Source organism: Nocardia pseudobrasiliensis NBRC 108224 (assembly GCF_001613105.1).
Taxonomy (GTDB): Bacteria; Actinomycetota; Actinomycetes; order Mycobacteriales; family Mycobacteriaceae; genus Nocardia; species Nocardia pseudobrasiliensis.
The window spans coordinates 171,754-198,402 of record NZ_BDBS01000004.1; the positions used below are offsets into that span (position 1 = coordinate 171,754).

28 protein-coding genes are annotated in these 26,649 nt (G+C 67.1%); 14 read left to right on the plus strand and 14 right to left on the minus strand.

Annotation, left to right across the window (positions count from 1 at the left end; genetic code table 11):
• Nucleotides 1-126 precede the first annotated feature (126 nt).
• From NP4_RS05660 to NP4_RS05670, 3 genes are all read right to left on the minus strand, one after another.
• The gene (locus NP4_RS05660; protein ID WP_067992908.1) at nucleotides 127-4,218 is read right to left on the minus strand and encodes a caspase family protein; all 4,092 of its coding nucleotides are present in this window, start codon (nucleotides 4,216-4,218) and stop codon (nucleotides 127-129) included.
• Entirely contained in the window at nucleotides 4,211-5,080 is an 870-nt protein-coding gene (locus NP4_RS05665; protein ID WP_067992911.1) for a PGAP1-like alpha/beta domain-containing protein, read from the minus strand. Before NP4_RS05665 ends, NP4_RS05660 begins: the two co-directional genes overlap by 8 nt.
• A 63-nt stretch (nucleotides 5,081-5,143) precedes the next feature.
• Nucleotides 5,144-6,004, minus strand: a complete 861-nt coding sequence (locus NP4_RS05670; RefSeq protein ID WP_067992913.1) for an SGNH/GDSL hydrolase family protein — start codon at nucleotides 6,002-6,004, stop codon at nucleotides 5,144-5,146.
• Nucleotides 6,005-6,341: 337 nt separating this feature from the next.
• On the opposite strand from NP4_RS05670, the gene NP4_RS42075 reads away from it, so the two are divergent.
• Nucleotides 6,342-7,262 (plus strand): hypothetical protein, encoded by a 921-nt coding sequence (locus tag NP4_RS42075; RefSeq protein WP_067992915.1) that lies wholly within the window; start codon nucleotides 6,342-6,344, stop codon nucleotides 7,260-7,262.
• A gap of 17 nt (nucleotides 7,263-7,279) precedes the next feature.
• Here the strand turns inward: NP4_RS42075 and rocD are convergent, their stop codons facing one another.
• Nucleotides 7,280-8,518 (minus strand): ornithine--oxo-acid transaminase, encoded by a 1,239-nt coding sequence (rocD, locus tag NP4_RS05680; protein WP_067992919.1) that lies wholly within the window; start codon nucleotides 8,516-8,518, stop codon nucleotides 7,280-7,282.
• On the minus strand, nucleotides 8,515-9,366 hold the full coding sequence (gene ddaH, locus NP4_RS05685; protein ID WP_307596422.1) for a dimethylargininase: 852 nt from the start codon (nucleotides 9,364-9,366) through the stop codon (nucleotides 8,515-8,517). Before ddaH ends, rocD begins: the two co-directional genes overlap by 4 nt.
• Before the next feature lie 392 nt (nucleotides 9,367-9,758).
• On the opposite strand from ddaH, the gene NP4_RS05690 reads away from it, so the two are divergent.
• The 4 genes from NP4_RS05690 (at nucleotide 9,759) to NP4_RS05705 (ending at nucleotide 12,381) form a co-directional block, all read left to right on the plus strand.
• Nucleotides 9,759-10,661, plus strand: a complete 903-nt coding sequence (locus NP4_RS05690; RefSeq protein WP_067992922.1) for a cutinase family protein — start codon at nucleotides 9,759-9,761, stop codon at nucleotides 10,659-10,661.
• Between the two features lie 22 nt (nucleotides 10,662-10,683).
• Nucleotides 10,684-11,319, plus strand: coding sequence for a hypothetical protein (locus NP4_RS05695; RefSeq protein WP_067992925.1), 636 nt, complete (start codon nucleotides 10,684-10,686; stop codon nucleotides 11,317-11,319).
• Nucleotides 11,320-11,406: 87 nt separating this feature from the next.
• On the plus strand, nucleotides 11,407-12,051 hold the full coding sequence (locus NP4_RS39685) for a TMEM175 family protein (protein ID WP_169813663.1): 645 nt from the start codon (nucleotides 11,407-11,409) through the stop codon (nucleotides 12,049-12,051).
• Nucleotides 12,052-12,177: 126 nt separating this feature from the next.
• Nucleotides 12,178-12,381, plus strand: coding sequence for a type 1 glutamine amidotransferase domain-containing protein (locus NP4_RS05705; RefSeq protein WP_067992928.1), 204 nt, complete (start codon nucleotides 12,178-12,180; stop codon nucleotides 12,379-12,381).
• A 10-nt stretch (nucleotides 12,382-12,391) separates the two neighbouring features.
• Here the strand turns inward: NP4_RS05705 and NP4_RS05710 are convergent, their stop codons facing one another.
• Nucleotides 12,392-12,994, minus strand: a complete 603-nt coding sequence (locus NP4_RS05710) for a hypothetical protein (protein WP_147287863.1) — start codon at nucleotides 12,992-12,994, stop codon at nucleotides 12,392-12,394.
• 26 nt (nucleotides 12,995-13,020) lie between these two features.
• Between NP4_RS05710 and NP4_RS05715 the strand changes: the two genes are divergently transcribed.
• Complete coding sequence (locus NP4_RS05715) at nucleotides 13,021-13,275, plus strand: hypothetical protein (protein WP_067992934.1); 255 nt, start codon at nucleotides 13,021-13,023, stop codon at nucleotides 13,273-13,275.
• 65 nt (nucleotides 13,276-13,340) lie between these two features.
• Here NP4_RS05715 and NP4_RS05720 read toward each other — a convergent pair whose 3' ends face one another.
• The 4 genes from NP4_RS05720 to NP4_RS05735 form a co-directional block, all read right to left on the minus strand.
• Nucleotides 13,341-14,132, minus strand: coding sequence for a DUF899 domain-containing protein (locus tag NP4_RS05720; protein WP_067992937.1), 792 nt, complete (start codon nucleotides 14,130-14,132; stop codon nucleotides 13,341-13,343).
• A gap of 32 nt (nucleotides 14,133-14,164) precedes the next feature.
• Nucleotides 14,165-14,497, minus strand: a complete 333-nt coding sequence (locus NP4_RS05725) for an ArsR/SmtB family transcription factor (RefSeq protein ID WP_067992940.1) — start codon at nucleotides 14,495-14,497, stop codon at nucleotides 14,165-14,167.
• The gene (locus NP4_RS05730) at nucleotides 14,487-14,921 is read right to left on the minus strand and encodes an SRPBCC domain-containing protein (RefSeq protein WP_067992943.1); all 435 of its coding nucleotides are present in this window, start codon (nucleotides 14,919-14,921) and stop codon (nucleotides 14,487-14,489) included. Before NP4_RS05730 ends, NP4_RS05725 begins: the two co-directional genes overlap by 11 nt.
• Nucleotides 14,922-14,996: 75 nt before the next feature.
• Nucleotides 14,997-15,884 (minus strand): LysR family transcriptional regulator, encoded by an 888-nt coding sequence (locus tag NP4_RS05735; protein WP_067992946.1) that lies wholly within the window; start codon nucleotides 15,882-15,884, stop codon nucleotides 14,997-14,999.
• A 143-nt stretch (nucleotides 15,885-16,027) separates the two neighbouring features.
• Between NP4_RS05735 and NP4_RS05740 the strand changes: the two genes are divergently transcribed.
• The 5 genes from NP4_RS05740 (at nucleotide 16,028) to NP4_RS05760 (ending at nucleotide 21,185) form a co-directional block, all read left to right on the plus strand.
• Nucleotides 16,028-17,236, plus strand: coding sequence for an MFS transporter (locus NP4_RS05740; protein ID WP_067992950.1), 1,209 nt, complete (start codon nucleotides 16,028-16,030; stop codon nucleotides 17,234-17,236).
• A 7-nt stretch (nucleotides 17,237-17,243) separates the two neighbouring features.
• The gene (locus NP4_RS05745) at nucleotides 17,244-18,194 is read left to right on the plus strand and encodes a LysR family transcriptional regulator (RefSeq protein ID WP_245997307.1); all 951 of its coding nucleotides are present in this window, start codon (nucleotides 17,244-17,246) and stop codon (nucleotides 18,192-18,194) included.
• A gap of 122 nt (nucleotides 18,195-18,316) precedes the next feature.
• Nucleotides 18,317-18,706: a nuclear transport factor 2 family protein gene (locus NP4_RS05750; RefSeq protein WP_067992953.1), complete on the plus strand. Its 390-nt coding sequence runs from the start codon at nucleotides 18,317-18,319 to the stop codon at nucleotides 18,704-18,706.
• Nucleotides 18,707-18,776: 70 nt separating this feature from the next.
• Nucleotides 18,777-20,123, plus strand: coding sequence for a M28 family metallopeptidase (locus NP4_RS05755; RefSeq protein ID WP_211335795.1), 1,347 nt, complete (start codon nucleotides 18,777-18,779; stop codon nucleotides 20,121-20,123).
• A gap of 36 nt (nucleotides 20,124-20,159) precedes the next feature.
• Complete coding sequence (locus NP4_RS05760; RefSeq protein ID WP_067992956.1) at nucleotides 20,160-21,185, plus strand: acyl-CoA dehydrogenase family protein; 1,026 nt, start codon at nucleotides 20,160-20,162, stop codon at nucleotides 21,183-21,185.
• On the opposite strand, the gene NP4_RS05765 is transcribed toward NP4_RS05760, so the two are convergent.
• From NP4_RS05765 to NP4_RS05775, 3 genes are read right to left on the minus strand one after another with little or no spacing between them, the layout of a single operon-like run.
• Nucleotides 21,171-21,830 carry an SDR family NAD(P)-dependent oxidoreductase gene (locus NP4_RS05765; RefSeq protein ID WP_067992959.1) on the minus strand — a complete coding sequence of 220 codons (660 nt, stop codon included), beginning with the start codon at nucleotides 21,828-21,830 and terminating at the stop codon, nucleotides 21,171-21,173. The two genes, NP4_RS05760 and NP4_RS05765, sit on opposite strands and share 15 nt — an antisense overlap.
• A gap of 46 nt (nucleotides 21,831-21,876) precedes the next feature.
• A complete protein-coding gene (locus NP4_RS05770) occupies nucleotides 21,877-22,407 on the minus strand; it encodes a DUF6790 family protein (RefSeq protein ID WP_067992962.1) in 531 nt (176 codons plus the stop codon).
• A gap of 48 nt (nucleotides 22,408-22,455) precedes the next feature.
• Nucleotides 22,456-23,127: a GntR family transcriptional regulator gene (locus tag NP4_RS05775; RefSeq protein ID WP_067992965.1), complete on the minus strand. Its 672-nt coding sequence runs from the start codon at nucleotides 23,125-23,127 to the stop codon at nucleotides 22,456-22,458.
• 71 nt (nucleotides 23,128-23,198) lie between these two features.
• On the opposite strand from NP4_RS05775, the gene NP4_RS05780 reads away from it, so the two are divergent.
• The 3 genes from NP4_RS05780 (at nucleotide 23,199) to NP4_RS05790 (ending at nucleotide 25,147) form a co-directional block, all read left to right on the plus strand.
• Nucleotides 23,199-23,621, plus strand: a complete 423-nt coding sequence (locus NP4_RS05780) for a VOC family protein (protein WP_067992970.1) — start codon at nucleotides 23,199-23,201, stop codon at nucleotides 23,619-23,621.
• Nucleotides 23,618-24,379 (plus strand): SDR family NAD(P)-dependent oxidoreductase, encoded by a 762-nt coding sequence (locus NP4_RS05785; protein WP_067992972.1) that lies wholly within the window; start codon nucleotides 23,618-23,620, stop codon nucleotides 24,377-24,379. The genes NP4_RS05780 and NP4_RS05785 overlap by 4 nt, the downstream gene beginning before the upstream one ends.
• Nucleotides 24,380-24,553: 174 nt before the next feature.
• Entirely contained in the window at nucleotides 24,554-25,147 is a 594-nt protein-coding gene (locus NP4_RS05790; protein WP_067992976.1) for a hypothetical protein, read from the plus strand.
• Nucleotides 25,148-25,369: 222 nt separating this feature from the next.
• Here NP4_RS05790 and NP4_RS05795 read toward each other — a convergent pair whose 3' ends face one another.
• Nucleotides 25,370-26,644, minus strand: a complete 1,275-nt coding sequence (locus NP4_RS05795; RefSeq protein ID WP_067992979.1) for a WXG100-like domain-containing protein — start codon at nucleotides 26,642-26,644, stop codon at nucleotides 25,370-25,372.
• Nucleotides 26,645-26,649: the final 5 nt, after the last annotated feature.

Here is a 26,649-nt window from a genome sequence, read left to right on the forward strand (position 1 = left end):
CGCCGTTGGCTTTCGGGCCTGCCCTGCGGAGTTCGATTCAACTGCTGTCCGGTCGGCGGCTGGCGATGGCAGACAAATCAGTCCGCCCGCAAGAGGTATCCCGATCGAATCCGGCGCACCCATGGCTCACTTCAGCACATCCGCCACCCTGAGCATCGCGAGCCCGTCGCCGTCGCGGACGCAGAGGATATCGGCGGTGAGGGCGACGGATTTCGGGGTTGAGCGGCGGTGGATTGTGGTGAGGGGGTGGTGAGTCAGGGGGTCGAGGATTTGGATGGTGTCGGTGTTGTCGCCGGTTGTCAGTAGGGGGCGGTTGTCCGGGGTCCAGGTGAGGTTCAGGGCGGTGATTTGGGCGCTTCCGTTGTGGGGCAAGGGGTTCCACAGTGGTGTGGCGGTTAGGGCGTCCCAGGTTTGGATGGGTTCGTTCTCGGCGGTCGCCGCTATGATCGGGCGGCCGTCGGGGGCGGTTGCGAAGGCCACGGTGGGGCGGCGGGTGAATGTGTGGTTGGAGAGTTGTTCGCCGGTGGTGATGTTCCACAGGGTGAGGGTGGTCGGGTCCGATGTGGGTGGTCGTAGTGTTGTCAGCGCGAGTACCTCGCCTGTGGGGCTGCCTGTGAGGGCTTCGATGGTGAGGTGGTCGCGGATATCGGGGCGTGGGAGGTCTCGGCGGGTCACGCGGTGCGCTCGGCCCTTGGCGTCGATCCGCCATACTCGGACCTCACCGGGCCACTGTTGTGCGACGGCGATGAAGGGCAGGCCCGAGGCGAGCGTGCCGCAGCCGATGGCCTCGACCGTTCCGTCCACCCGAACCGATTGTGTGACAAGGCTTCTGCCGTCCACATCGAACAGCCGCACCTGACCGGCGGTATCCGCGGTGGCGAGCAGCGGGCCGGTGGGACCGGAGCCGAAAGCGATCGCGGCGATGGCGGCGGAGTGGCGGTGACAGATCGACCACTGCCGGTCCGGTCGCGTGGTCATCACACGGACCTCACCCGAATCCGTCCCGATAGCAAGATGATTCGCCGAACCGATCGCCAGTCTCGGCACCTCGTCACCACGCCCCGGCGGGGTCGACTCCGATCCGAGGTCCCAGACGCGAACGGTACCCCGCGCATCCGCGGAGGCCGCGATCGATGATCCTGATCCGGGCAGGGCCACGGCGTTCACCGCCTCGCTGTGGCCGCGCAGGACACGTCCGTCGATCCGAATCCGGCCGTCACCGTAGCCGATCATGAAAGTTCTCACATCGTCGGATATCCCGAAGTCGATCGCGGTGAGATGCCCCTCCCCCGCGTGCGCGGTGGCCCGCACGCGACGACCGACGAGATCCCAGCAATGAATCTCCCCACCGCGATGCACCACGGCAAGCTCGTGCGAGTCCCCACTCCACTCCCGCGAAAATGCCAGGGCCACAACCATTTCACGACTCTCCCCCGCCAACTGCCCCACCTCGGCACCGGAGTCCACGGCGAACAACCGGACCAGCCCACGCCGATCCCCCGTCGCCAGCAGCAGTCGATCGTCGACCCCGGATCCGACGGCCAGCGGCAGACTCCCGCCGAACACATCCTGGAAGTCGCGAATCAGCGTGCGCGCGTTCAGGATCGCCCGCGTCCACGATCCCAGCGCCACCGGAACGCGAATTGTGCTGACGATCTCCTCGGTGCGAGCATCGGTGACCACCAGCGCCAAATTCTCGCGTCTGATGTGCAGCAGTCGGTTGTCCACGCCGATCAGCCGGTCCGCGCCGAGGAACTCTCGTGTCCCGGCCATCCCGATGGCGTCGATGCGCAGCTCACCGTCCTGCTCGGCCGGATCGCCGAGCGGTCGCCCGGTGCGCACATCCCATACCTCGTCCTCGTCACCGCCGCGCGTGATGGTCACCAACAGCGGGCGACCGCCGGGATCGGCCCCGAAGGCGATATCGGAGATCGACGAACGATGTGCGCGGAACGCGAGCACACTGTCGTCGCGGGCCGCCCAGACGCGCACGGTTCGGTAGGTCGGGGTCAGGGTCGAGGCGGCGAACAGCTCCGGATCGGCGACGAGCGCCGCCGCGGCCTCGGCGAGGTGGGCGAGATTGTCCGCGCAATCATCGGTGAGCAGCGGGCTCGCGCGCCGGTAACTGCGAACCATCGGATCGTCGGGCGCCAGCGCGCTCAGCACCGGGGTGAGAATCGCCGGATCTGCGACCGCCGGGTAATCCGCTTCCGCGAGTAGCACTTCCACCCACTCCGCACCCGCGTCGCGGGCGTGCTCGGCGAGATAGGTGCGAATGTAGGGATGCGCGTCGCGCCAGGACCCGGTCGCTCGCGCCTGCGCGAGCAGCGCCCGCACGATCTGTTCTCCGATACCCGCCGCCGGATCGTCGCCGCGCAGATGCGCGGCGAGCAGTTCGTGGAACGGCCGGAACACCGATCGATCGCCGGGGCCGACATCTTCGATGATGTAGGACCCGGCGTGGCGCAGCAGCCAGCGCACATCGTCGTCATCGATCGCCGGACCGCCCCGCACGGCCGCGATCGCGCGCGCCACCGGCACCCAGACGTTCTCCCACGGTAGTCCGGGCCCCTTCGCCCAGGCCAACGCCGCCAACAGAATTCGCGCGATCTCCGCACGCGGCCCGAACCGCCCCAGATCCTCGTCGAATGCCGCCGCCACCGAGGCCGGGACCTCGCCGATCGGCTCGGCACGCGAACGCACCGCGAGGGCCAGCGAGCGGGCGATGAAGAACGAATCGGTCTGGGCGGTGGAGGCTTTCGCCGCGATCGACTCGGCGACCACGATCGTCGCGGCCTCCTCGGCGTCTCGATAGGCCGTCGTGACGCCGGGTTCGAACGCCGCGACGAGCAGCTGTCGCACATAGGAGATCAGCGCGGTCCGATCGCGATACCGCGCGGCGTCGAGATCGATGACCAGATCCGGCGCCGCGAGCCGATCGAGCAGATGCCCGCGCATGCCGACGCCGACCCTGATCCTCGCCACCTTCGGCAGCGTCCGCAGGAATTCGAGGAGATCGGCGGGAGTCACCGACTCGTCGATCGCGTCCACGACCACGCGGTGGGTCGTCGAGTCTTTGGCCGAAACCAATTCGGTGAGAACGGCATTGGCCGTCGCGCCCGGCACGCCGAGCGATCCGGCGATCGCGGCGGCGACCTGGTCGGTATTCAGGCCACGCGCGTGCACGCCGACGACCTCGAGCTCCTCGGGCAGCAGCGCACCCGCGCGCAGTATGAGCGGATTGCGTAATCCGGTGCGCAGCAACTCCTCTCGGGTGCGGGTGGCGCTGAGCTGAGCGGGCAGGGCGAGCAGCGTCGATTTCCCCGATCCGGGACTGCCGGTGACGACCGCGATGCCGGGGCCGGATCCGGTGAGGAATTCGGCGAGATCCTCGAGGGCGCGAATGCGGCCGTCGCGGCCGGTCAGGTAGAAGCCGTCGAATTCGGGCCAGTGTCGCTGCTCGTCGATGGTGAAACCGGCGACGTGTGGTTGGAAACCGGGGTTCGGGAAGAACGGCAGCAGCCCGGTCACGCCGCGACGCGCGGGCGGGAACCAGCGCGCCTCCTGATCGATTCCGGCGCGGGCGATGGCGCTGTTGATCTCCCCAACGAGGATCTCGAGGCTCAGATACCGTTGCGAGGGACCGGTTCTGGGGTTGCGCAAATATTCGCTCAGCGCCTTCGCGAACGCGCCGTCCTGCGCGTACTCGACGGTATCGGCGCTGGCCATCACCCACAGATTGGCATTACCGATGCCCTGGAGCAGGCTGTGCATGCCCTCGATGAGCGCGGAGGTGGAAAAACAGCAGTCGAAGATGACCAGGACCGTCGGCTGCTCCGCCGCGGGCTCGCCGTATTCGTCCAGGCGCAGGAAGTAGTCCTCGAGCAGCTCCCGTGTCGCGATCGCGGTGCCCGGCAGGTCGGAGCGCGTACTCGTCAGCGGCAGGTAGTACTTATTGTTGAACTGCACACCGTGGCCGGTGTAGTAGACGATGACCACCGAGGCCCGGTCGACCGCACCGCGCAGGGCCGCGAACAGCCGGGCGCGGTCCACATCGAGCAGATATCCCGGACCTTCGTCCTCCACGGGTGAAATACCGAGCGCGCGAAGGGTTTCCACGATCTGCGCCAGCGAGTTCGGCACCCGGTCCAGGGCGGCCAGATCCTCGCGCGCGTAATGCTGGGTGCCGACCGCAACCAGTACCGGCGGATCAGCCAAGGCTCTGCCCGACGGCCGCGCCGGTCGCCGCCGCGTTGAGATAGCGCTCGACGGCGTGCGGTTCGTCCCCGTTGTCGACGAGCCGGTCCAGCACGCCCGCGCCGCCGGAGGTGGGCGGGAACAGCTCGGCGAGGGTTTTGCGCAGCGGTACCACATCGTTGCGCTCGGCGATATTCACCCAATTCGAAATGCCCTGCGGCCAAACCCCTTTGCCGCCGTCGGGCGCGGGGGTGAGGCGATCGAAGATCAGATTCGGCACGCCGAGCGGTGAGCCGAGGGTGATCAGCGTCCGCACCGACGACGGTGCCGAGCAGAGGAACTCGTATGCCACCACCGAACCCAGCGAATGCCCGACCAGCACTCGGGTATCGGGCCCGACCATGGCCGAAACCCGTTCCAGCACCTTGACTTTGACATCCGGCTCGACCAGGAACCGCACCGCCTGCTTCACATTGCCGATCAAGGTCCGCTGCGCCACACCGGCGAAGGTGCGCGATTGCAGCAGCTTCGCGACCACGACCTGCAACCCCACCCGGCCCGGTCCCATCGAGTCCTCGGGCGGGGCGAGTTCCGGTTCCACCGTCACGACCTCGTCGTAAAGCGCCGTCAGCAACTCGCGTTCCAGCCCCGGTTTCACATCCGCGACCGTGAACTGCGGCCCCTGCGCCGACATGGCGCCCGCGGGACGGAACAGGTCCCCGAAGAACGCCACTCGAAGATCGTCGACCCCCAAACGCTCTGCCGCGTCGGCATGTCCGGCCGCGACCAGGCCGTCGCGCAATGCGACCAGCCACGCGGCCGCCAACTGATAGCCACCCCTGTACTGTTGCGCGATCCCGTGCACGCCGACCACCACGGCCACTCGATCAGCGTAGAAGTCCGGCGGGAAACGGTGGCCGGAATGCCGCAAACCCGTCCGTCGGCGTCAGCGCGCCAAGCCGTCCGCCGCGCGCTGCGCCATGTACGCCTGCCCCGCCGCGTTGGGATGTACCGACAGCGAGGGCGAATCGGGCACCGGACCCTCCACCCAGCGCTGCCCCGGGGCCTGGCAGGCATCGTGTCCGGGTTGGGGGGCCGGATCGACGAACCGCGCGTCGTGCGCTGCCGCGGTATCGGCCAGCATGCCGTTGAGCCTCGCGGTGACCTCCGCGAGGAACGGCACATCGCCGGAGGCGATCGGCATATTCGGCCAGCAGCCGCCGATGGCGGGCACGATGGGCAGATATCCGGTCATGACGACGGTGGCGTGGGGCGCCCTGCGGTGGATTTCGTCGAGCACCGCGCCGACCCGCGGGGCGACATCGGCGAGCCGCCCGCCGATCTGGTCGCCGCCGAGATTCAGTAGGGCACGGCAGGGTGCGCCGACAGGGTCGACGATTCCGAGCGCACCACATCGCACAGCGATATCGGCGAAACCGAAGTCGTTGCCGCCGATACTGATCGTCACCAGGTCGGTATCCGGGGTCAGCGCGTCGAACTGGGGTGCGTTCACCCCCGCCGGGGTCACCTGCGGGCGGGCCATATCGGCGGTGGTGGCGCTGCCACAACTGACATCGACGAACTGGGCGACGCCGAGGGTCCGAGCCAGATCGCCGGGATAGTCGTCGCGGGCGCGGGCGCATCCGAGCGGGCCGTCGGCGAGATCGGTCAGCGTGCCCGCGGCGGCATAGGAATCGCCGAGGGCGACATATCGTCCGATCGGGGCGGCCGCGGCGGCGGGTGCGAGGGCGGCCACGGTAATGGAGAGGGGAATCAGAATGCCCAGCAGGCGAGGGGTCGTGCTCATCGAGAAAAGCTCACTTCATATCTTCTGAAATTGATGTGCTGGGATGCCACATTCCCGCCGCGACCGGTACCACCACATCGGTCGCAGGAAACTTCCGGTCTGACAAATGAGTATTGCATATCGAATGCTCGAAGGTAACGGGAGCGCGGGTTCGGCATGCGCGGCAATGTCGAATCGGTATGACATCCGACGGCCACGCCGCGCCGGAAGATCAACTCGCAGAGATCATCTCGGCAGCGACAGTGGCGCTCCTCACGTTCGCGCGACGAGCCAAACAGACCGGACGGCTTATAACGTTGAGGAATCGAAGCGGTAACGACGCGAGCAGATCGGGAAGATGAGCGAAGATCGGAAAGGCAACTCCGGCAAAAAGGACGGCATCAAACCGTCGCAGGTCCTCGCGGCGGCTCTGGCGGCGGTGACCGCGGCCTTTCTGGGATCGACGCTCGGGGTGGGCGGCACCGTGGCGGGCGCCGGGATCGCGAGCGTGGTGTCCACGGTCGGCGGCGAGCTGTATCTGCGTTCGCTGCGCAAGACCAAGGAGGCCGCGCAGCGCACCAAGGAGGCGGCGCTGGCATTGGCGGACCCGAACACCCGGGCGGAGACCGAGCTCCTGCCGCAGGTGCCCGGACAGCGCATGGGCGGCCCCAACCCGCGCTGGGCGAACAACGGCTGGGCGGGGCATCCGAACAACCGACCACCGGGAGCCGGACGGCCCCTCGACGGGGATCCGACCGTAGCCATCCCCCGGTTGGATCCTCGGCCGCCGGTACCGAATACCGGTCAGCTACGCCGTCGGTATCGCCTGCGCTGGCCGCTGATCATCGCCACCAGCGTGGTGGGATTCGTCATCGCGATCCTGGCGATCACCGGTTTCGAGGGCGTCACCGGAAAGTCGATCTCGGGTGATCAGGTCACCACCGTCGGACACCTCTGGACCGGCGGGAGTGGACAGCCCGACAAGCCCCCGACGAGCGGGGACGAGGAGAAGGCGCAACCCACGCAGAGCCGGTCTCCCGCGACCACGCCCCCACCGAGCAGCACCGACACACAGCAGCCGACGACGAGCGGTTCGGCGCCCTCGACGAGCGCACCGAGTTCATCGACGCCCTCGACGAGCGCGCCCAAATCATCCGCGCCGTCGACCAGCGCACCGAAGTCGACGAATACATCGCGGACACCGAGCGCCCCGCCGAGCATCGCTCCGGGCGGCGGGAACCAACGCCCCGGGTCGGAGGGGAGCGCCGGGGGCAACTGATCGGGACCGGGCGAGACTCACCGGCGGACGCCGCGATTACTCTCGAGTTCCGCGAGTACCGCGCCCAATTCCCCCACGGCCCAGACCAATTCGTCTTCCTCGATGACCAGCGGCGGCGACAGGCGGATGGTGGAGCCGTGGGTGTCCTTGGCGAGAATGCCGCGGGTGGCCAGACGTTCGCAGATCTGACGGCCGGTGGCCAGCTCGGGATCGATGTCGATACCGGCCCACAGACCGGCGGTGCGAAGCTGATTCACCCCGCGACCGCGCAGCCGGTTCAGCTGTTCGGCCAGTACGTCTCCCAGGCGTGCGGCCCGGCGCTGAAAGTACCCGTCCGACAGCAGTTCCACCACCGCCAGACCGACCGCACACGCGAGCGGATTGCCGCCGAACGTGGAGCCGTGCTGCCCCGGGCGCAGGACACCGAGGATCTCGCGGCGGCCGACCACGGCCGACACCGGGACGATTCCGCCACCGAGGGCCTTGCCCAGCACCACGAGATCGGGTGTGACGCCGACCCTTTCGACGGCAAGCGTTGTTCCGGTACGGCCCAGCCCGGACTGCACCTCGTCGGCGACGAACAGCACACCGCGTTCGGTGCACAGTCGGCGGACCGCGGGCAGATAGTCCGGCGGCGGAATGATCACGCCCGCCTCGCCCTGCACCGGTTCGAGCAGTACCGCCGCGGTATTCGGAGTGACCGCCCGGGCTACCGCGTCGGCGTCACCGTAGGGCACGCTGATGAAACCCGGCGTGTACGGCCCGAATCCGTTGCGCGCGCCGGGATCGTCGGAGAAGCCGACGATCGTGGTGGTCCGGCCGTGGAAGTTGCCCGCGGCCACGATGATCTCCGCCCGACCGTCGGGCACACCCTTGACCTCGTAGGCCCATTTGCGCGCGATCTTGATCGCCGTTTCCACCGCCTCCGCGCCGGTGTTCATCGGAATCATCATCTCGGTGCCGGTCAATGCGGTCAGCCGGGCGGCGAACTCACCGAGCAGATTGTGGTCGAAGGCGCGGCTGACCAGTGTCATCCGCTCGAGTTGTGCGCGCGCGGCGGCCACCAGACGCGGATGACCGTGGCCGAAATTCATGGCCGAGTAGGCCCCGAGCATATCCAGATACCGGCGGCCGTCGGTATCGGTGATCCACGCGCCCGCAGCGTATTCGGCGATCACCGGCAGCGGATTGTAGTTGTGCGCGACGTGCGCGGCGCTCGATGCGCGGCCGGTCTCGCCGGCGGTGGCCGTGGTCATCGGTCGATCTCCAGCGTGCAGCATTTGACGCTGCCGCCCGCCTTGAGCAGCTCGGACATATCGATGCCGACCGGGTTGTAGCCGCGCTCGCGCAGGGCGGCGTGCAGATCGGTCGCCGCGGCGGCCAGGAAGACGTTCGCGCCGTCGCACAGGGCATTGAGTCCGAAGGTCCGCGCGTCGGCATCGGTGGCGATGATCGCGTCCGGGAACAATTGGCGCAGTAGGGCGTTGCTCGATTCGCTGAACGCGGGCGGATAGTAGGCCACCGTGGCGTGATCGAGTACGAACAGCGCCGTGTCGAGGTGATAGAAGTGCGGATCGACCAGTTCCAGCGAGATGACCTGTACGCCGAAGTACTCCTGAACCTCGCGGTGCGCCGCGGGTGAGGTCCGGAATCCGGTGCCCGCCAACATCAATTCACCGGCGCGCAGGAAATCGCCTTCGCCCTCGTTGAATTCACTCGCCACGACGACCTGCCCGCCGTGATTGTCGCGAAACCAGTTGGCGTACAGGGCGGTTTCGCCCTGACGTTCCGGATAGGTGAACCGAGCCGCCATGGCCCTGTCGCCCACCACGATTCCGCCGTTGGCCGCGAAGACCATATCGGGCAGACCGGCGACGCCGTCGACGAGTTCGACACTGTGCCCGTACGCGAGGTAGGTGGCGTACAGATGTTCCCACTGCCGCACGGCGAGCGCGCGGTCGACGGGTTCGGTCGGGTCCATCCAGGGATTGATCGTGTAACTGACCTCGAAGAAGTCGGGGCGGCACATGAGGAAGCGGCGCGGAATCGCGGCGCGCGCATGGCGGTCGGCCTCGTGTGCGAGTGGCAGGGCGGTCGACGTCACGGTTCTCCTTGGCATGTCATCCAACGGTTCATTTCGACGATATGTTGCGCATAGTTAAACTTAGAAGATCGATTCATTGCACAGTCGATCAAAATATCGGCGATTCGTTAAACGTAACCAGTGAACGAGCACTCGACTCGGCGCACGGAAGCCGCGTACACGAGGAATTTTCGCCGGTCACCGCGTTGTCCAGGGTGGATACGAGGCCGTTCGAAATCGCCGCGAGCGCACAAAGGCTGTTCAGGGCGCACCGATGTGATATACGCTTCCGTTCGGAAGTATCAAGATTGTGGAAGTCTCTTCGTCGTACCGGTGGACGGTGTCCCGCTCCCGGCCGGTTCTCGAATCCCCGAGTTCTCTCTGCATCCTGAGCTGTTGAAAGGGATGGAGTCATGCGTGGAATACGGGCCGCCGCGATGCTGGCGGCCGCGGCGTCGCTGACCGTCGGCATGGTCTGGGCCGGTGCGCCCGCCCGGGCCGAGAGGCCCTGTCCCGGTTTATATGTGGTCGCCGTGCCGGGAACCTGGGAGACCTCCGATCAGAACAGCGGGGATGCGCCGCGCGGCATGCTCGCGCTGGCGACCGACGGCCTGCCCGATTCGGTGCGCACCGATTTCGTGAACTACGCGGCGACCGCATTCCCTTGGGAGCGAGAGGTTTACGGACACTCCAAGGTCGAGGCGGTCGGCCGTGCGCGGCAACTGGTCGTCGCGATGGCGCGGCGGTGCGCATCGACCCGGATCGCGCTGGTCGGCTACAGCCAGGGCGCCGACGCCGCGGGCGATCTGGCCGCCCTGATCGGTTCCGGCTCCGGCGGAGTGTCCCCGGATCGAATCGCGGGCGTCGGCCTGATCTCCGATCCGCAGCGCGCCCCGCACGATCTGCTGGTCGGCCCGCCGGTGCCCGGGTCCGGGATCGGCGGACCGCGACCCGGTGGTTTCGGCGCGCTCACCGCGCGAACGCACACCATCTGCGCGGTCGGTGATCTCTACTGTGCGACACCGTCGAACGATTTCGTCGCCCGTTTCGCCGGATTGGCCGTCCAGGCAAGCGGATTGGATCCGGCGGATCTGGTGCGATACGAGACCGAAACCCAGACCCTCATCGCCGATCTGATGGCCCACGGGGGCCTGCCGACGCTCGAGGATCAGCTGAGTTATCGTGGATTTCAACAGGTTGCTCAGCAGTTGCAGACCTTCTACGGATCAGAGGTTCACGTCAATTATCCGCACTACGACGTGGGCGGTGAATCGGCGACCGGCTGGATGCACAACTGGCTCGCCTCGATGGCCTGAGATCACGCGGCAAGGAGAACCGATGCCAAGCTCGCGATATCTGTCGGCGACGGTTCTCGTCGGCATTACCACCACCGTCTTTTTCACCGGGGCGTGCGATGACGCGAGTCCGAAATCGGACCGGCCGAGCAGCTCCTCCTCGCCCGACGCCGCCCCGACATCCCTGCCGCCGTTTCCGACCCGCGGCGGCTCACAGGACGCGCCGGTGCAGACGAAAGCGCTGGCCAGCTCCCCCAGCGGGAAGTTGATGAACCGTTCGCAACTGGCCGGGGCCTATGCGGTGCTCAACGACCTGTATGTCGAAGCGAACGACGGCACAATTCGCTACCTCGGCGTCGTCGAATCCAATACCGTGCTGCGCGACGCTGTCACCGCGCCCGACGGGCGTCGTTTCGCGATGCTCGGCGGTTTCAAATCCGGCCCGGCGACCACGGACAGCGTCTTCATGGTCGATACCGACTCCGGCAAGATCACATCGGTGACCGGCGCGGATCCGAACAGTACGGATCTGCCGTATCAACTGAGCGATCTGCATTGGGACGAGCCGGACACCCTCTCGGTGACCGAGCAGACCTGGGCCCGTGGCGATTCCGGCCAGCCCGAACCACAGCAGGCGACGCCGCGGCGTATTCGGAACGGCCAACTGCTCCCCCGTTGATCACCACCCGCCACGGCGTGCCGCCCCACTCATAGGCCAGTAGTCTCGCCACCGCCGCATGGCATGTGGACGACCGATGGAGGCTTGATGAAACCGCAACGGGGCGCGGAGGTATCGGAGGCGAGCTGGGAGCCGCATCGGATCGGCGCGTTCGCCGATGCCGTACTCGCGATCGCGATCACCCTGCTGGTCATCGAGATCAAGCGGCCGGAGGGTGAGCAGCTGGCCGATCCGCATGCCCTGGCCACATTCCTCTGGCACGAGCGGGCCTCGTTCCTGGCGTTCGTGCTGGCATTCTCTCTGCTGTGGTCGGTCTGGCGTCGCCACCACACACTGATCTACGAGGTGCATCGACTCGATCGCCACACCTTGGCGTGGCATGCGCCGCTGCTGCTGTTCGCGGCGGTCCTGCCGTACTCGACCGCGGTATTCGGCCATGCCCCGGACAACAAGCTGGCGATCTGCCTGTTCGCGGCAACGGCCGCACCGCTTTTCGCCAGCGAGGGCGTGGTGAAGGAGCTGGCCGCCCGGGGCTCGATCCTCACCGAGGCCACCACGCCCGCCGATCTGCGTTCCAGCGCCGACGCGTCCTACGCGGTCGCCGCGGTCTTCGCGATCACTGTGGGGCTGGCCTGGGTGACGCCCTACGTCTGGATCCTGTGGTTCCTGGCCCCGCTGTCCGCGGTCGTGGGCGGACGCCTGATCACGAGGGTCCGCTCGGCGTTTCGCTGAGCGGGGGTTCTTGCTCCACTTCGACACACAAGATCTGTCGCCGCCCGCGGGTGAGATCATGTCGCGCGATCATCGGCAGGAGGGCGCGTCACCCCGCGACTGTCGAGCGTGTCGAAAGGATCGACCGTGATCGTTTTCCTGCTCCCCGATTCCGAATACGATCCGACCGAGGCCGCGGTCCCGTGGGCCACCCTGAGCGACGCCGGGATCGAGGTCCGGTTCGCCACACCGACCGGTGAGCCCGCCTACGCCGACCCGCGCCTGACAGAACGGGGATTCTCGCTCCGCGACATGATCCTGGCGCACGACCAGGGCGAGCGGGCGATCTGAACGACGCGGCTCAGCTGGCCGGCACGACCTGCAATCCGTCGACGAAGGTATCGATATCGGGTTGGTAGGTGTCCCGATCGGCGGCCGTGGCCTCGACCGACATTCGAATCGGATACAGCATTTCCCCTGCGAGGTAATCGAATCCGATGAACTCGTGGTATTGGTCGACGCCATCGACGCCGGACGCGGGCAGAATTCCGGTGGCCTGATAGCCGCCCCGGCGGCACACCTCGACGGTCTCGGTTCGCCAGTGTTGCCAGTCGCCTTGGATTCCGGTGAACACGCTTATATTGTCGGCAACGTTGCGTGGCTCGGACACGTCGAGAGTGACGGTCGCGTTGCCCGTCCGTCCCGCGTGCCGATCGGCGCGACGCAACGCCAGTTCCCGCCCTTCCATCGGCGTCACCTGCCAGCCCCGCAATTGCGGAAGCTGAAGCGTGAAGGGCATATCCGGACGCGCCGCGGTGGTGAAGACGGCTCCGGTCGCCGCATCGGCGTCGCAGGCCGTGCGAAGCGTCGGAGCCGACGTCGTGTTCGGCGACTCCGACACGTCGCACGCGGCCACGCTCGCCGCCACGATGCCAGCCAGAAACAGATGCCGAACCCCGATCACCACTGCCAGCCTAACCGAGCATCCCTATGGCACTTCGACCACTACAGGCCGAGTTCCACATCGCCCGCAAACTCACCCTGGTCAACCGCAAGCTCGATCTGATCATGCAGCATCTGGGCCTTCCGGAATTCGGGCTCTCCGACGCACAACTGGTGGAAGTGGACGAGTTGCTGCGGAACGACCAGAAGATCAAGGCCATCAAGATCTACCGTGAGCTGGTTCCTGATGCGAGCCTGGTCGAAGCCAAGCACATCATTGATCGACGCGCACAACAGATCTGAGCCTATGCACCCGAGATTCACCACTCGGAAAGATCGGTTCGGGCTGGAGTCAGAACCGATCGTTATCAATTGGCGGGAGGCCGCGGAGGCTGGCAGCAGTCCTGCGGCGCTTGCTTTTTCGTGCCGCTCGCTTCGCCGCGCTCGATGGCTCCCGCGACCCGGTCCAGCCATTGCGCGCCGGTCTCGTCGACCGCGGCCGCGTACTCGTCGTGCCAATTCCACCACTGGTACGGCGGATCCGCCGGATAGCCTTCGGGCGAATCCTCCCAGATCTCTTGACGACCCAGCGCCGTCATGTCCAGGTAGCTCCAGGTGTTGCCGAGGGTCTCATCGCCGCGACGGTGGATGAAATAGGTGCGATATACCCGATCGCCCTCGCGGATGAACGCGTTGGTGCCGTGGTATTCGTCGACACCGAAGTCCACATCGAACTCGTCGGTGATGGTGTACCACGGCATCGTCCAGCCCATCCGCGCCTTCACCCGCTCGATCTCGGATTGCGGTGCGCGCGAGGCGAATACGAGCGTGGTGTCGCGAGCATTGAGATGGGCGAGATTGCCGACGTGGTCGGCGATCATGGAACAGCCGCGACACGCGTGCTCGGGCCAGCCCACGACGCCGGGCTCGAAAAACGCTCGGTAGACGATCAATTGGCGGCGGCCCTGGAACAGATCGAGCAGATCCGCCCGGCCCCCAGGTCCGTCGAACGCGTACTGCTTGTCCACGGCCACCCACGGCATGCGGCGCCGTGCGGCGGCCAGTGCGTCGTGCGCGCGCATCACCTCCTTCTCCTTGACCAGTAGCTTCAGACGCGCTGTCTCCCAGTCGTTCTGCGAAACGATCGGTGGTGTTTTCATGGCCTGACCCCTGTTCGGTGTCGAATCGTTGTTCAGGTCCGATCGAGGGCGTTCTTCAGCGCATCGAGCGGACCGTCCCAGTCGCGCGCGAGTGCGGCCAGGAATTGTTGCGCCACTTGCATTGGCGCGGAACACAATCGGTAACGCACCCGACGGCGCTCCCCCGGCTCGGCGGTCACCAGACCGGCCTCGGACAGCAGCGTCAGGTGTTTGGTGATCGCCTGCCGGGTGATCGGCAATCGGGTCGCCAGATCGGTCGCCGTGGCGGGCCCGGCGGACGCCAGCGCGGCGAGAATCGCGCGCCGACTCGGGTCCGCCAGGGCCACGAAGACCTGTTCGGCAATCGCCTCCCGATCAGGCCGCATCGAGGTAGCTGACCAGCTCGTCGAGCTCACTGCGCCAACCGCGGACATTGCCCTCGAACGCCACTTTGTACGCGTCCTCCGCGAGCTGGGCGAAGCCGGATTCGACCACGGTCAGCCGGGTGCCCGACGACACCGGCTCCAGCGTGAACTCCACATACGTTCGGCGCGGATCCTCTTCGGGCAGCCCGAAAATATGCCAGGTGAAGCCGAATACGCGCGGCTCCTCCACCCGCTCCACCCGCAGGTCGGCACGGTGCCCGCCCTCGTTCCAGCGCATCCAGCCCGTACCGCCCGGCCGCAGCTCGATACCCGCCTCATTACCGAACCACGTCCCCAGCCCCTCGGCCGTGGTCAGCGCATCCCACACTTTCGCCGGCGGATGCGCCAGCTCGATCGTCCGCTCGATGCGATCGGGGAATCCCATAAGCCACCTCACTTAGTCGCAACTTGTTGGTTGCAATAGTATTGCAACCATCGGGTTGCGTCAATCGCGATCCCGTCAGAGCGGGCGCGGACCGAGATCGCCGATCACTTTGGCCAGCGCCCGAATAGGCTCGCTCTCGGCGTCGCCACGCCAGATGAGCGCATAGGGCAGCGGCGGCATGTCGGTGACGGGGATGAAGCGGATATTGGACATGCCCCAGTGCCGGGTCACATGAGCGGGGAAGGTGTGCACGATATCGCCGGAGCCGACCATATCGATCAGATCGTCGGCATGCAGGGATGGCGTGCCGCGTTGGATCGGGCGACCGGCGGGCGTGGTGAACGGCAGGTATCCCTCCTCCCAGTAGCGCACCGCGAGCGGCGCCATGGCGTGCACATAGTCGGCGGACTCCTCGAGCGTCACCGTTTTGCGGTCGGCGAGCGGATGATCGTCGGCGACCGCGAGCACTCGGGCGTCATGGAAAAGCGTCGGCCCGACCACGAAATCGGGTTCTCGCACGGGCAGCCAGAGCACCACGGCGTCGTATTCGCCACTGCGTAGCTGATCGAACGGATCGGTATAGTGCATGCGACGAAGTCGCAACTGCCACATCGGATGTCGTTCCCGGAACTCGTCCCAGAACGCGCGCAACTCGCTGATATTGAACGGCATCAGGCCCACGCGCAACACCGCGGTCTGCCCGGTGGCGGCCATTTTGGCGCGCCGCAGGCTGTAGGTGAATCCCTCGTAGTGCGGCAGCAGATCATTGCGCAGTTGTTCACCCACCGTGGTGAGCCGCACGCTGCGACTGCTCCGCTCGAACAGCAGCGCCCCGATCTGCCGTTCCTGCTTCTTGATCGCCTGGGTGATGCGCGCCGGTGTGACGTGCAGCCGCTCGGCGGTACGCCCGAAGTGCAGCTCCTCGGCGAGGGTCAAGAAGATCTCGATATCGCGCAGTTCCACGAAGTTCCTGTCTCGCTTACTCCGCGGTTAATGCGGCATTGCTGTTTTCGTCGTTGTTCGGCCCGGCCGGGCTGACCATTCTAAAACCAGCCTCGCGGGTCAGCGTGAACCGCGGGGTTTCTCATGGATGAAGGAGTTTGCTCATGGTGAGCGCTGTCGGTTCCCCGGCATTGGAATCCCCGCCCGAGCGGGTCTCGCTGCGCCGCTGGCTGGGTGTCGCGGCCGTGGCGACGGGCACGTTTTCGATGGTGACATCCGAGGCGTTGCCGGTGGGTCTGCTGACATCGGTCGGCGGGGCGCTCGACGTCTCCGAGGGCACGGCCGGACTGATGGTGACGGTGCCAGGCCTGGTGGCCTCGGCCACCGCGCCGCTGCTGCCGGTGGCGATCGGCCGGTTGGATCGGCGGGTGGTGCTGCTCGGGCTGATCACCCTGATGGTCGGGGCCAATCTGATATCGGCGTTCGCGCCGAGCTTCGCCGTGCTGCTGGCCGCGCGTTTCCTGATCGGCATCGCCATCGGCGGATTCTGGGCGCTGGCGGCGAGTATCGCGGTGCGCATGGTGCCGGAGCGGTTCGTTCCGCGCGCGACGGCCATCGCCTTCGGGGGTGCGACCGCCGCCAATGTGCTCGGCGTTCCCGCCGGGACGCTGATCGGCGAATTGACCGACTGGCGCGTCGCATTCGGCGTTCTGGGCGGGCTGGGCCTGGTGGTCGTCGTGGCGCTGCTGCTCCTGCTGCCGCCGCTGCCCGCGGCCGAGCCGGTGCGGCTGCGCACACTGGCCGAACAGTTCGGCAATCCGGTGGTGCGGGCCGGGGTGCTGGTCACCTTCCTGCTGGTGAGCGGGCACTACGCGGCCTTCACCTTCGTGAGCCCGATCCTGCAGGATGTGGCCGGGGTGGACAAGGCCATGGTCGGTCCGGCGCTGCTGGGCTTCGGAATCGCGGGCATCATCGGCAATTTCGTCACCGGCGCGCTGGGCGGGCGTGATATTCGCCGGACGCTCATCGCCATCGCCGGACTGCTGGCGGCCGTGCTGGTGCTGTTGGCGCTCGCGGGCGATACCTCGACGGTGGGGCTGGGGCTGCTGATCGTGTGGGGCTTGGCCTTCGGCGGCATCCCGGTGGGTGTGCAGACCTGGATTCTGCGCGCCGCACCCGAATCCGCCGAGGCGGCAACGGCTTTGAACACGGCCATGTTCAATCTCGCCATCGCGCTGGGCGCGCTGTTCGGCGGCCTGATCGCCGACAATCTGGCACTGCGGGCGGTGCTGTGGTTCGGCGCGGTGGTGGGTGGACTCGCCGCGGTGGCGGTGTGGAGCACCCGCAACGCTCGGGTCGACGCGGAGCTCTGACGTGCCGATGACGAATTTCGGTGCGGAGGAATGGGATCGGCGGCTGCGCGAACCGATAGCACGTGATGCGTTGCCGGAGTTGAATATTCGACTGCTTCAGTCATTCCTGACGGTTGCGGTGGAAGGCAATATCACCCGGGCGGCGTCGCTGCTGCACATCACCCAGCAGACACTGTCGGCCCAGATCCGGCAGTTGGAGCGCACCCTCGGCGCGCCGCTGCTGGTCCGCGGTTCGCGCGGGGTGCGGCCGACCGAGGCCGGACAGGCGTTGGCGGCCGGGGCGCAGGCCCTGATCGATGATTGGGTGACGCTGGCTGAACGGGTGAATTGCGTTGCAGGACAATCGATCAACCGGCTGCGCGTGGTGTGCTGCCCCTGTCAGACAGCGCCGTTCCTGATCCGGGTGGCCGACGGCCTGGAGGTGGCGGTGCCTGGCCTGCGGGTGGACCTGGTCAGCGTGCGGACCATGCCGGAGGGACTGCGGGCCCTCGAATCGGGACGGGCGGATGCGGGCTTCGGCTGGCTGCCCCTCGACGGAACCCGGCTGCGGCACACCGTCATCCAATCCGAACCGTGGGTGGCGACGGTATCTCGCGACCATCGGTTCGCGGACCACGACGCGCTGGTACTGGCCGAGCTGGCCGCGGATCCGGTGGTGCTTCCGGCGATCTTCGCCTCCGCCGCCGCCGAACGCGGCTGGGTCGATGCCCTGCGGCCCGGGCGGTCGATGCGCGATCCGGCGGTTCTGGATGTGGAGGACGGTCCGATCATCGCGGCGCGGCGGCAGGGAATCTGGCTGGCCCCGGAATCCATGGCCCGGCGGCACGCGGACAGCGGTTCGCATGTACTGCCGGTGGCCGACGCGCCCCGGATCGACTCGGTCGTCATGTGGACCGACCAGGCCCCGGAGGCGCTGGTGGACGAGTTGGTCACCACGGCGCGCGGGGTGGTCTCGTGACACGGGCGAGCTGGCGTCAAAAACCGTGTTTGTCGCTGGCACCGGAAAAGATTGTTTTTCCGGCGGTTTCGAGCTCGACAGAATCGTCTGGTCACCGTCTCTTCACTTTCGAGGATGTGCCCATGCCGATTCGCAGTACCGCCGAGGTCATGGACCTGTTCAACCGCGCCTTCGTCGAGCGCGCGCCCCAGCTGCTCGACGATCTGATCGACGAGCACTGCGTCATGGAATCGGTCCAACCCGCGCCGACGGGTGAGCGCGTGGAAGGCGGTGCGGAATGCCTGCTGTGGTGGAAGACGCTGGTCGAGGACGATTCGACGCAGTTCCAGCCGCAGGAGGTCATCGTGGCCGGTGAGCGCGCGACCATTCGCTGGCAGTACCGCTTCGGTCCCGGCGTCGACGACTGGGTGGAGGGCGTGAATCTCATGCGCGTACATCTGGGTCGCATCGTCGAGGCGCTCGGCTACAGCAAGACCGCCGGTGAGGTGCCGTTGGCCACCGACGCCGCGTAGGTCGCGTCGACGAAGGGACCGCATCTTGGGGGGTGCGGTTCCTTCGTCGCGTGGCCGATAGGCTGGCGACATGCCCGATCGCATGCATCTGCTGCCGACCACCGACGAGATGCTGGCCTGGATGGAAACCATTGTGGCCGAGGGTATTCGACGACCCGGATATCCGGCCGACGAATCGGTGCGGCACTGGCTCGTCGAGCGGCTGCGCGGGCTCGGCTGCGCGGTGCGCACCGAACCGGTCGAGGTGCCCCGCTGGCTGTCCGGCCCGGCCACATTGACCGTCCGCTCCGACGACGATCCCGGCCGGGAGATCCTCGTACGCGGATTTCCCCTACCCTTCAGCGCACCGTCGGCGGCCACAACCGGGCCGCTGGTCCGAATGACCGAGGAAATCAGCGTGCCGCCGGGCTTTCTCGCGGTCGACGAGGTCGGCCTCGTCGAAGCTCCCGTCTCCGCGCTGCGCGATATCGCGATCAGCGCCTACGACCCCGACGGCGAATTCGACACCCTGGTCCAGACCTGGCCGTTCGGACCGCGCATGCACCAGGTCGCCGAGCCCGCGATCGCCGCCGGAGCGGCCGGATACCTCGGTGCCACAACCGGTTTCCCGTGGGAGACCTGCGAATACTACGTACCCTACGACGGCGTCCGCCGACCGATCCCCGGCATGTGGATGACGCGGTCGGACTCGTTGCGGGTGCTCGACATGATGGCGCACGGCCCCTGCACCGGCGTGCTGGCCACCACCTGCGAAACCACCGACGCCACCACCGAGAACATCATCGCCACCCTGACCGGCGCCTCCGATCACTGGGTCATCATCGGTTCGCACCACGACGCGCCCTGGGCATCCGCGGTCGAGGACGCCTCGGGCATCGCCCTGGTCCTCGCCGCGGCCACCTACTGGTCCCGAGTGCCGGTGGGCGAGCGACCGCACAACCTGCTGTTCCTGCTCAACGGCGGCCATATGGCCAACCTCGCCGGTATTCGCGCATTCGTCGACCGCCACCGCGACGACCTGCTCCCGCACGTGGTGGCCGAACTACACCTCGAACACGCCGCACGCCAATGCCGCCCGGAGGACGGGAAACTCGTTCCGACCGCCGATCCGGAGGTCCGATGGTGGTTCACCAGTCCCGAATTCCAGGACGTGGTCCGCGACGCCGTCACCGAGCAGCGCTTGCGGCGCTCGCTGATCCTCGCGCCCGACGCGATGTTCCCCGAACCGCCCACCGACGGCGCGCATTTCCACCGCGAGGCAATTCCCCTGGTGCAACTCATCACAGCGCCGCCCTATCTGTTCGACGCCTGCGACACGATGGACAAGGTCGATGCCGAGGGTCTGACACCGATCAGTCGCGCCGCGGTGCGGATCGTCGCGGCGACCGCGGGATGGAGTCCGCGCCGCGGCCGTTGAATTACGCTGAATGCTTTCGTGACGAAGGGTGCTCGGATGGCGAAGGATTGGGCGGAGGAGGCGCGGTCGCTCGTCGAGGACGTTCTCGGCAAACATGCCGCCGAGGTCGACCGGACCGGCCGGATACCGGGAGAGAACTTCGATGAACTCGCTCGGCGCGGGTTCTACGGATTCCTCCTCGAGGAGGGGATCACCCCGCATGCGGTGATCGACACCGCCTCGACCCTCATCGCGGGCTGTCTGTCCACCGGATTCGTCTGGGCCCAGCACACCGGCACCCTGCGCCGACTCGCCGTCAGCGGCAATACGGCACTGCGCGACCGCTACCTGGCCCCGATGGCGGCGGGCGAATTCCGGTGCGGGGTCACCTATGCCGGGACCTATTCTCCCCCAACACTGTTCGCCGAACGCGACGGCGACGATTTCGTCCTGTCCGGCCGAGCGCCGTTCGTCACCGGATGGGGCCATATCCATGGTCTCGGCGCATCGGTTCGAGTACGCGGGGACCAGGAATCACTGGCCTCACTGTTGATTCCGCTCGAGGAGGTCGACGGCCTGCATCCGCGCAGGCTCTCGCTCATCGCCGCCGACGCCAGCGCCACAGTCGAACTCACCGTCGACGGCACCCGGGTGCCCGCCGACTATCTCATCGACATCAAACCGATAACGGGTCCCGATCCGAATCGGCTGCTCCTCGCCGACTGGACCAATGGGGTTCTCGCACTCGGCATTCTGGCCCGAAATCTCACGGAACTGCGCGCCCTCGGCGACGACGCCCTCGTCGCCGCGCACGAGACCCGATACGAGCTGCTTCGCGACCGATTCGTGCCAGCGCTGGGGAACGCGGACCTGACCTACTCGCTGCGCGCGGATATCTCTCACGCGAACCTCGCCGCGGCCGCGGCCGTCATGGTCGCGACCGGCAGTAGATCCTTGGACCCGCATTCGACAGCGGCCCGCCTGTACCGGCAGGCCGCCTTCGGATTGGTCTGCACCACAACACATCCCATCAAGCAGCAGTTGCTCGCCGAGCTCGAACCGGGGCAGTCAGCTCATGGTTGATACGGAGCCTTGAACGTAGGCCGCGTGTGGTGATACGAGGAACCGCACAGCCTCCGCGATCGCATCGGATTCACCGCCGCCGTCCAGATCCACGGAATTGATCCGCACACCCCGCGGGCCGTATTCGGCAGCCCACAGCCGGATCAACGAATCCAGTGCCGCCACCGCGGCCCGCACCGCATTCCCCAGTCCCGCCATGCCGTCCAGACCACCCACATTCACGACCGCGCCCCGGCCGCGTTCGGCCATCACCGGCGCGAACGCACCCGTCAACAGAAACGGCGTCTTCACAATCAGATCGAACGCCGTATCGAACGCGTCCTCGGGCAAACCGTAATCCGCTTCCCCCGCAACATTGACCAGTACCTCGAGCGGCTCACCCACCAGCAACCGGAACACCTCGATGACCAAGCGATCCACCGCGGCCGAATCAGCAAGATCCGCCACAACATCCACCGCGCGACCCCCGACCCACTCGATCAATTGCCGAGTCTCCCGCGCGCTCGCGCCGTCGCGCCCACACACCACCACCGAATACCCGTCCTCGGCCAACCGCAAGGCGATCTCACGACCGGCTCCCCCCGCCGAGCCGACGACCACCGCCCAGGAACCCCGGCCGCGACCACCCTGTGTTTCTCGAAACATCTGACGCCTCTTCTCAACTGGCGGGGATCGGTTCGCAATGGCTCGCTCAGGCGCGAGCCGCGGAGACCGGTTGTTCGGTGGTGGCCAGCCGCTGCGCGCGGCGGGCGAGGACGATCATGACCGCGGGAAACAGCAAGTCGCACACCAACACTCCACCGGTATTACCAGGCTGGTGATCACCGTGCGCGAACCACTGAAAGACATGACCGACAAGCGCACCCCACAGGAACATGCCCGCACCCAGGCCCACGGTGATCCGCTCGCGCGCGGTCGCCGACGACGACGCCGCACGGAAACCCATCACGGCCAGACCCAGATTGGCGAACGCGATCTCGAACTGGAACGCCGACGTATCGAAGCCGATCGCCTCGGCCATCTTCGTCGGAATCGTCAGAAAGGCGATCGTCATCCAGAGGCTGCCGCACCCCAGCGCGGCCACCGCCCACCACCGCTGCCACGTCTCCAACGCGGCCTGCCGAGACGGGCTGTGCCGCGTGCGGATCAGCGCACCGACGACCGCGATCACGATCCAGATCAAGGGAAGTGCGGACTGGGCCAGGAAGGACATCTCGTTCATACCTCAATGTTGCATGGTTAATATTAACCAGTCAAGACTTGATTGAACTCAGTCGTGCAGATGGGCGAGTAGGCTGCGACGCGCCGAGTCGACGTGCTCCTCCGCGCAGCGGGCCAGCGCGTCGCGATCGGTCGAACGCAGCAGTGTCGCCAGTTCGCGATGCTCGTCGATCACCCGATCCCGGTAGTAGTCGTAACCGAGCGCGATGCGGCGGGACTGGAACAGATACACCTGCGATCGCAGTCCCTGCCAGGCCCGGCTGAGCCGTTGATTTCCGGCGGCGTCGTAGATGTGGTCGTGGAAGGCGAGGTCGAGCGCGAGCAGCCGCGACGGGGATGCCTCGCCCGCGACTTCGGCCGCCATCGCGTCGACGAGTTCGTCCAGCGGCGCGAGCTGTTGTGGGTCGGCCGCGGTTTGAGCGCTGACCGCGGCCAGCCGATCCAACGCACCGCGCAGCGTGTAGACCTCCTCGACATCGGTCGCGGTGACCTCGATGACGGTGGTGCCGCGATGCCAGCCGCTGCGGATGAGCCCCTCACGTTCCAGCACGGCCAGGCCCTCCCGCACCGATCCGCGGCTGACGCCCAGCGCCGCGGCGAGTTCGACCTCGCGCAGTGGCGCACCGGGCGGGAAATCACCGGCGAAGATCGCTCCTCGGATGACATCGGCGGCTTCATGGGACAGCCCGCGACGGGCGGCTTTGGGCAACGAAGAGGTCATGTCCTAATGTTGACATTCGGACATGGCGCTGGCAACTTGAAAATACGATCTATGTGAAGGAGTACCGACCCATGTCGTCCCGCCCGGCCGTCCACTTGGCCATACCGGTCGATGACCTCGACACCGCCCGCGCGTTCTACGGAGGTGTGCTCGGCCTCGCGGAAGGCCGCTCCACCGACCATTGGATCGACTGGAACCTGCACGGCCACCAGCTGGTGACCCATATCGTTGCCGCGGAGGATCACGCGCGGGGAACCAGCGAGGTCGATGGACATGACGTGCCGATTCCGCATTTCGGTCTCCTGCTTCCTCCCGACGAGTTCCACGCGCTGGCCGCCCGATTGCGCACGGCCGGTACGGAATTCGTGATCGAGCCGTATCTGCGATTCCCCGGCCAGCCCGCCGAACAGTGGACCATGTTCTTCCACGATCCGGCCGGTAACGCGTTGGAGTTCAAGGCGTTCAGCGATGACGAGCAGGTGTTCGCGCGATGAGGCGGGTACTGGTGACCGGCGCCTCGCGCGGGATCGGCCGAGCGGTCGCATCGGCATTCGCCGTGCAGGGCGATCGAGTGGCGGTGCACTACGGGGCCGATACGGCCGCCGCGACACGGACATTGGAGAGCCTGCCCGGCTCCGGACACATCATGGTGACCGGCGATCTAGGTAATCCGGATACCGCGCAACAGGTCGCCGACACGGCCGTGCGTGGTCTGGGTGGCATCGATGTTCTCGTCAACAATGCCGCCGTCGCCACCTCGCCCGCCACCCAGCACTCCGTCGCGGACACCGATTACGCGCAGTGGCAACACATCTGGCGGAAGATGATCGATGTCAATCTGCTCGGCGCGGTGAACCTGACCTACTGTGTCGCACGACATCTCATCGACCGCAGCGCGCCGGGCAGCGTCGTCAATGTCGGTTCACGCGGTGCGTTCCGAGGAGAGCCGGACTTCCCCGCGTATGCCGCGAGCAAGGCCGGACTCCACACCTTCGGCCAATCCATGGCGGTGGCCCTGGCCCCCCACGGAATCTCGGTGACCTCGGTGGCCCCGGGATTCGTCGGCACCGAGCGGCAGCAGGCCAAACTCGCCAGCGCCGAGGGCGACGCGGTGCGCGCCCAGAGCCCCTTCGGACGAGTCGGAACTCCCGCCGAGATCGCGTCCGCGGTCCTGTATCTGGCCTCCCCACAAGCCCAATGGGCTTCCGGCACAGTGCTGGACCTCAATGGCGCGTCCTACCTGAGGACCTGAGCGGCCAGGGCGGGAGCTATCAGCGGCTGCGCCAGGAGGCCGAGCTGTGCTCGGTCGCCCTCGGTGTCTCACGTCAACCGGGTGCCAGGTTTGCGCGGCTGGCTGGACTCTCGGTCGGGGCGATCCCGGTCCTCAGCCGCCCACCGAACGTGTCGATCGCCGTGCGACACCACTTTGACGCCCGGCGTCACCCGCGAACCCTGCGGCGGCCCATCGGGATTCAACCCCACCGGGCGACGACGCGTCGGCTCCGAGTCATTCGAACTCACCGACCCCGGACGACGCGGCGGCTGCGAATCGTTCGAACTCACCGACGACACCGACCGGCGCGGCGACTGCGAATCATCCGAACCCACCGACGACACCGACGGTGTACGACGCGGCGGCTCCGAATCACCCGAACCCACCGACGGCGAAGGACGCGGCGGCTCCGATTCATTCGAACCCAACGACGACGCCGGCCCCGGCCTGCGCAGCAGCGGCTCCGAATCGGCCGACCCGAACGACGACACCGACGGCGGCCTGCGCTGCGATTGTCCCGCAACGATATTCGGGTCGGATGCCGAGCGCGACGACTGGATGCCGCTCTTGGGCGGTTGCGACGCCGAACCGTCGCTCCCGGGGACCGCGCGTGTGCCGGGCGGACCGCCTGCGGGCCGGTCGCTCGCCCCGCCGGTCACCGACGAGCCGCGGCCGTGCTCGGACAGGTTCGATGACGGCGCTTTCAGCGCGTTCGTGCCGGACGAACTTCCGCTGTTGCCGGAATGACCCGACGCCGCCGAGGATTCGGTTCGGCCGCCCGCGGCCGCCGCGGAACCATTCGACGAACCCGAACTGCCGATCGACGAAGCATCCGAGGGGTGCGAGCTATTGCTCGAGAGCCTCTCGTGCTCACCGTAATTGGACGAAACCTCCGACCCAGTGCTGGTACGTCCGAGACCCGAGCTGCCCGCATCCGAACTACCGTCACCGCCGTGGCCGAACCGCGAGTTACCACCGGAAGGCCGCGTGACCGGCCCCTCCGAACTGCGATCCCCGGTAGACGAGGCCGGGTGCGTCGCCCGCGAACCCTGTTCGCCCCCAGGCGATCCCGCCCCGTGGCCGGACGAATGGGAACCATCCAAGACGTCCCGATCGCCACCCCGCGCGCTGTTCGATCCGACCGGCGATTCCTCGATCGTGGCGCGCCCGCCCCCGAACCCGTTGCGGGAGCCCTGGGATTCGCCCCCACCCGGATCGAACGAAAACTCGTCCCGCCCCGGACCGCGCCCCGACGCACCCCCCCCCCGGCAGCTTCCACTCGACCTCGAAGCCCTTGCCACCGAACCGGTTGTTGCCGAAGTAACCCTTGGCCCCGCCCCCGAACCCGCCGTGCGCCACACCGCCGACCCAGCTGTGCGGGTTGCCGAGCGTCTCGGACCAGTCACCGCTCACCACGCCCGCGCCGATACCACCGAAGAAGCCGAACACCGGGCTGGAACCGATACCCACGACCGCGCCGTTGCCGAACCGGACCCACGGATTCTCCAGCTTGTTCCCGAGGAATTTCGTCGTGTACTTGTTGATCCAGTTGGCGGCCGCCCGGCCGAACGGCGCACCGACGCCGCCCGCGGCCACCGAGGTCCCGAATTCCTTCCAGTTGAAATGCTTCCGATGCCCACCGGGTCCCATCTGGCTGACCTGCACCACCGCGTCCAGCCCGCCGGAGATCAGCGCCCCCTCCAGGATCTTCACCGCCCACCCCTTGCCGAGGTTGGCGAACTTCGCGAACGCCGACAGCGCCTGGGCCGCGATTCGTTTCTGGATCTGAACTTCCATGCGGCGCACGGCGATTTGAGTCGCCATTTCCGCCGCCGCCTCCTCGGCCGGTGCGGTGGGCGGAAACCGCCATGCCCACAGGATTTCGAGGGCCAGCGCCACCAGCGAGAGGATGGTCATCAGTTTCGCGGCCTGGACCGACGCGCCGAATTCCTCGATCGCGTCGGAGATCTGGTCCATGAAACGCGCCAACGAATCCATGGATTGATCGCCGCTCAACATCTGATCGAACAACGCGCTGATCTTGTCCCCGCCGGCGCCCTCGGGATACGCGGAGACCGCGGTGCGTTTCACATCCTCGATTTCCGGAGTCAGTTTCCGCAGCGCCTCACCGGCCTGCTTGTAGGCGTTCGCAACCGCCCAGATCTTGTCCTCATCACCATCGGGCCACGCGCCGCCCGCGATCCACCCCAGCCAGCGCAGCTCCGGCGGCAGATACAGACTCATCCCGC

Bases quoted from the DNA above. Each gene is read 5' to 3' on its own strand.
- NP4_RS05670 (WP_067992913.1), bottom strand. From the start codon at position 6,004: ATGAGCACGACCCCTCGCCTGCTGGGCATTCTGATTCCCCTCTCCATT.
- NP4_RS42075 (WP_067992915.1), top strand. From the start codon at position 6,342: ATGAGCGAAGATCGGAAAGGCAACTCCGGCAAAAAGGACGGCATCAAA.
- rocD (WP_067992919.1), bottom strand. From the start codon at position 8,518: ATGACCACGGCCACCGCCGGCGAGACCGGCCGCGCATCGAGCGCCGCG.
- NP4_RS05690 (WP_067992922.1), top strand. From the start codon at position 9,759: ATGCGTGGAATACGGGCCGCCGCGATGCTGGCGGCCGCGGCGTCGCTG.
- NP4_RS05695 (WP_067992925.1), top strand. From the start codon at position 10,684: ATGCCAAGCTCGCGATATCTGTCGGCGACGGTTCTCGTCGGCATTACC.
- NP4_RS39685 (WP_169813663.1), top strand. From the start codon at position 11,407: ATGAAACCGCAACGGGGCGCGGAGGTATCGGAGGCGAGCTGGGAGCCG.
- NP4_RS05715 (WP_067992934.1), top strand. From the start codon at position 13,021: ATGGCACTTCGACCACTACAGGCCGAGTTCCACATCGCCCGCAAACTC.
- NP4_RS05720 (WP_067992937.1), bottom strand. From the start codon at position 14,132: ATGAAAACACCACCGATCGTTTCGCAGAACGACTGGGAGACAGCGCGT.
- NP4_RS05725 (WP_067992940.1), bottom strand. From the start codon at position 14,497: ATGCGGCCTGATCGGGAGGCGATTGCCGAACAGGTCTTCGTGGCCCTG.
- NP4_RS05730 (WP_067992943.1), bottom strand. From the start codon at position 14,921: ATGGGATTCCCCGATCGCATCGAGCGGACGATCGAGCTGGCGCATCCG.
- NP4_RS05740 (WP_067992950.1), top strand. From the start codon at position 16,028: ATGGTGAGCGCTGTCGGTTCCCCGGCATTGGAATCCCCGCCCGAGCGG.
- NP4_RS05745 (WP_245997307.1), top strand. From the start codon at position 17,244: ATGACGAATTTCGGTGCGGAGGAATGGGATCGGCGGCTGCGCGAACCG.
- NP4_RS05750 (WP_067992953.1), top strand. From the start codon at position 18,317: ATGCCGATTCGCAGTACCGCCGAGGTCATGGACCTGTTCAACCGCGCC.
- NP4_RS05755 (WP_211335795.1), top strand. From the start codon at position 18,777: ATGCCCGATCGCATGCATCTGCTGCCGACCACCGACGAGATGCTGGCC.
- NP4_RS05760 (WP_067992956.1), top strand. From the start codon at position 20,160: ATGGCGAAGGATTGGGCGGAGGAGGCGCGGTCGCTCGTCGAGGACGTT.
- NP4_RS05765 (WP_067992959.1), bottom strand. From the start codon at position 21,830: ATGTTTCGAGAAACACAGGGTGGTCGCGGCCGGGGTTCCTGGGCGGTG.
- NP4_RS05770 (WP_067992962.1), bottom strand. From the start codon at position 22,407: ATGAACGAGATGTCCTTCCTGGCCCAGTCCGCACTTCCCTTGATCTGG.
- NP4_RS05775 (WP_067992965.1), bottom strand. From the start codon at position 23,127: ATGACCTCTTCGTTGCCCAAAGCCGCCCGTCGCGGGCTGTCCCATGAA.
- NP4_RS05780 (WP_067992970.1), top strand. From the start codon at position 23,199: ATGTCGTCCCGCCCGGCCGTCCACTTGGCCATACCGGTCGATGACCTC.
- NP4_RS05785 (WP_067992972.1), top strand. From the start codon at position 23,618: ATGAGGCGGGTACTGGTGACCGGCGCCTCGCGCGGGATCGGCCGAGCG.
- NP4_RS05795 (WP_067992979.1), bottom strand. From the start codon at position 26,644: ATGAGTCTGTATCTGCCGCCGGAGCTGCGCTGGCTGGGGTGGATCGCG.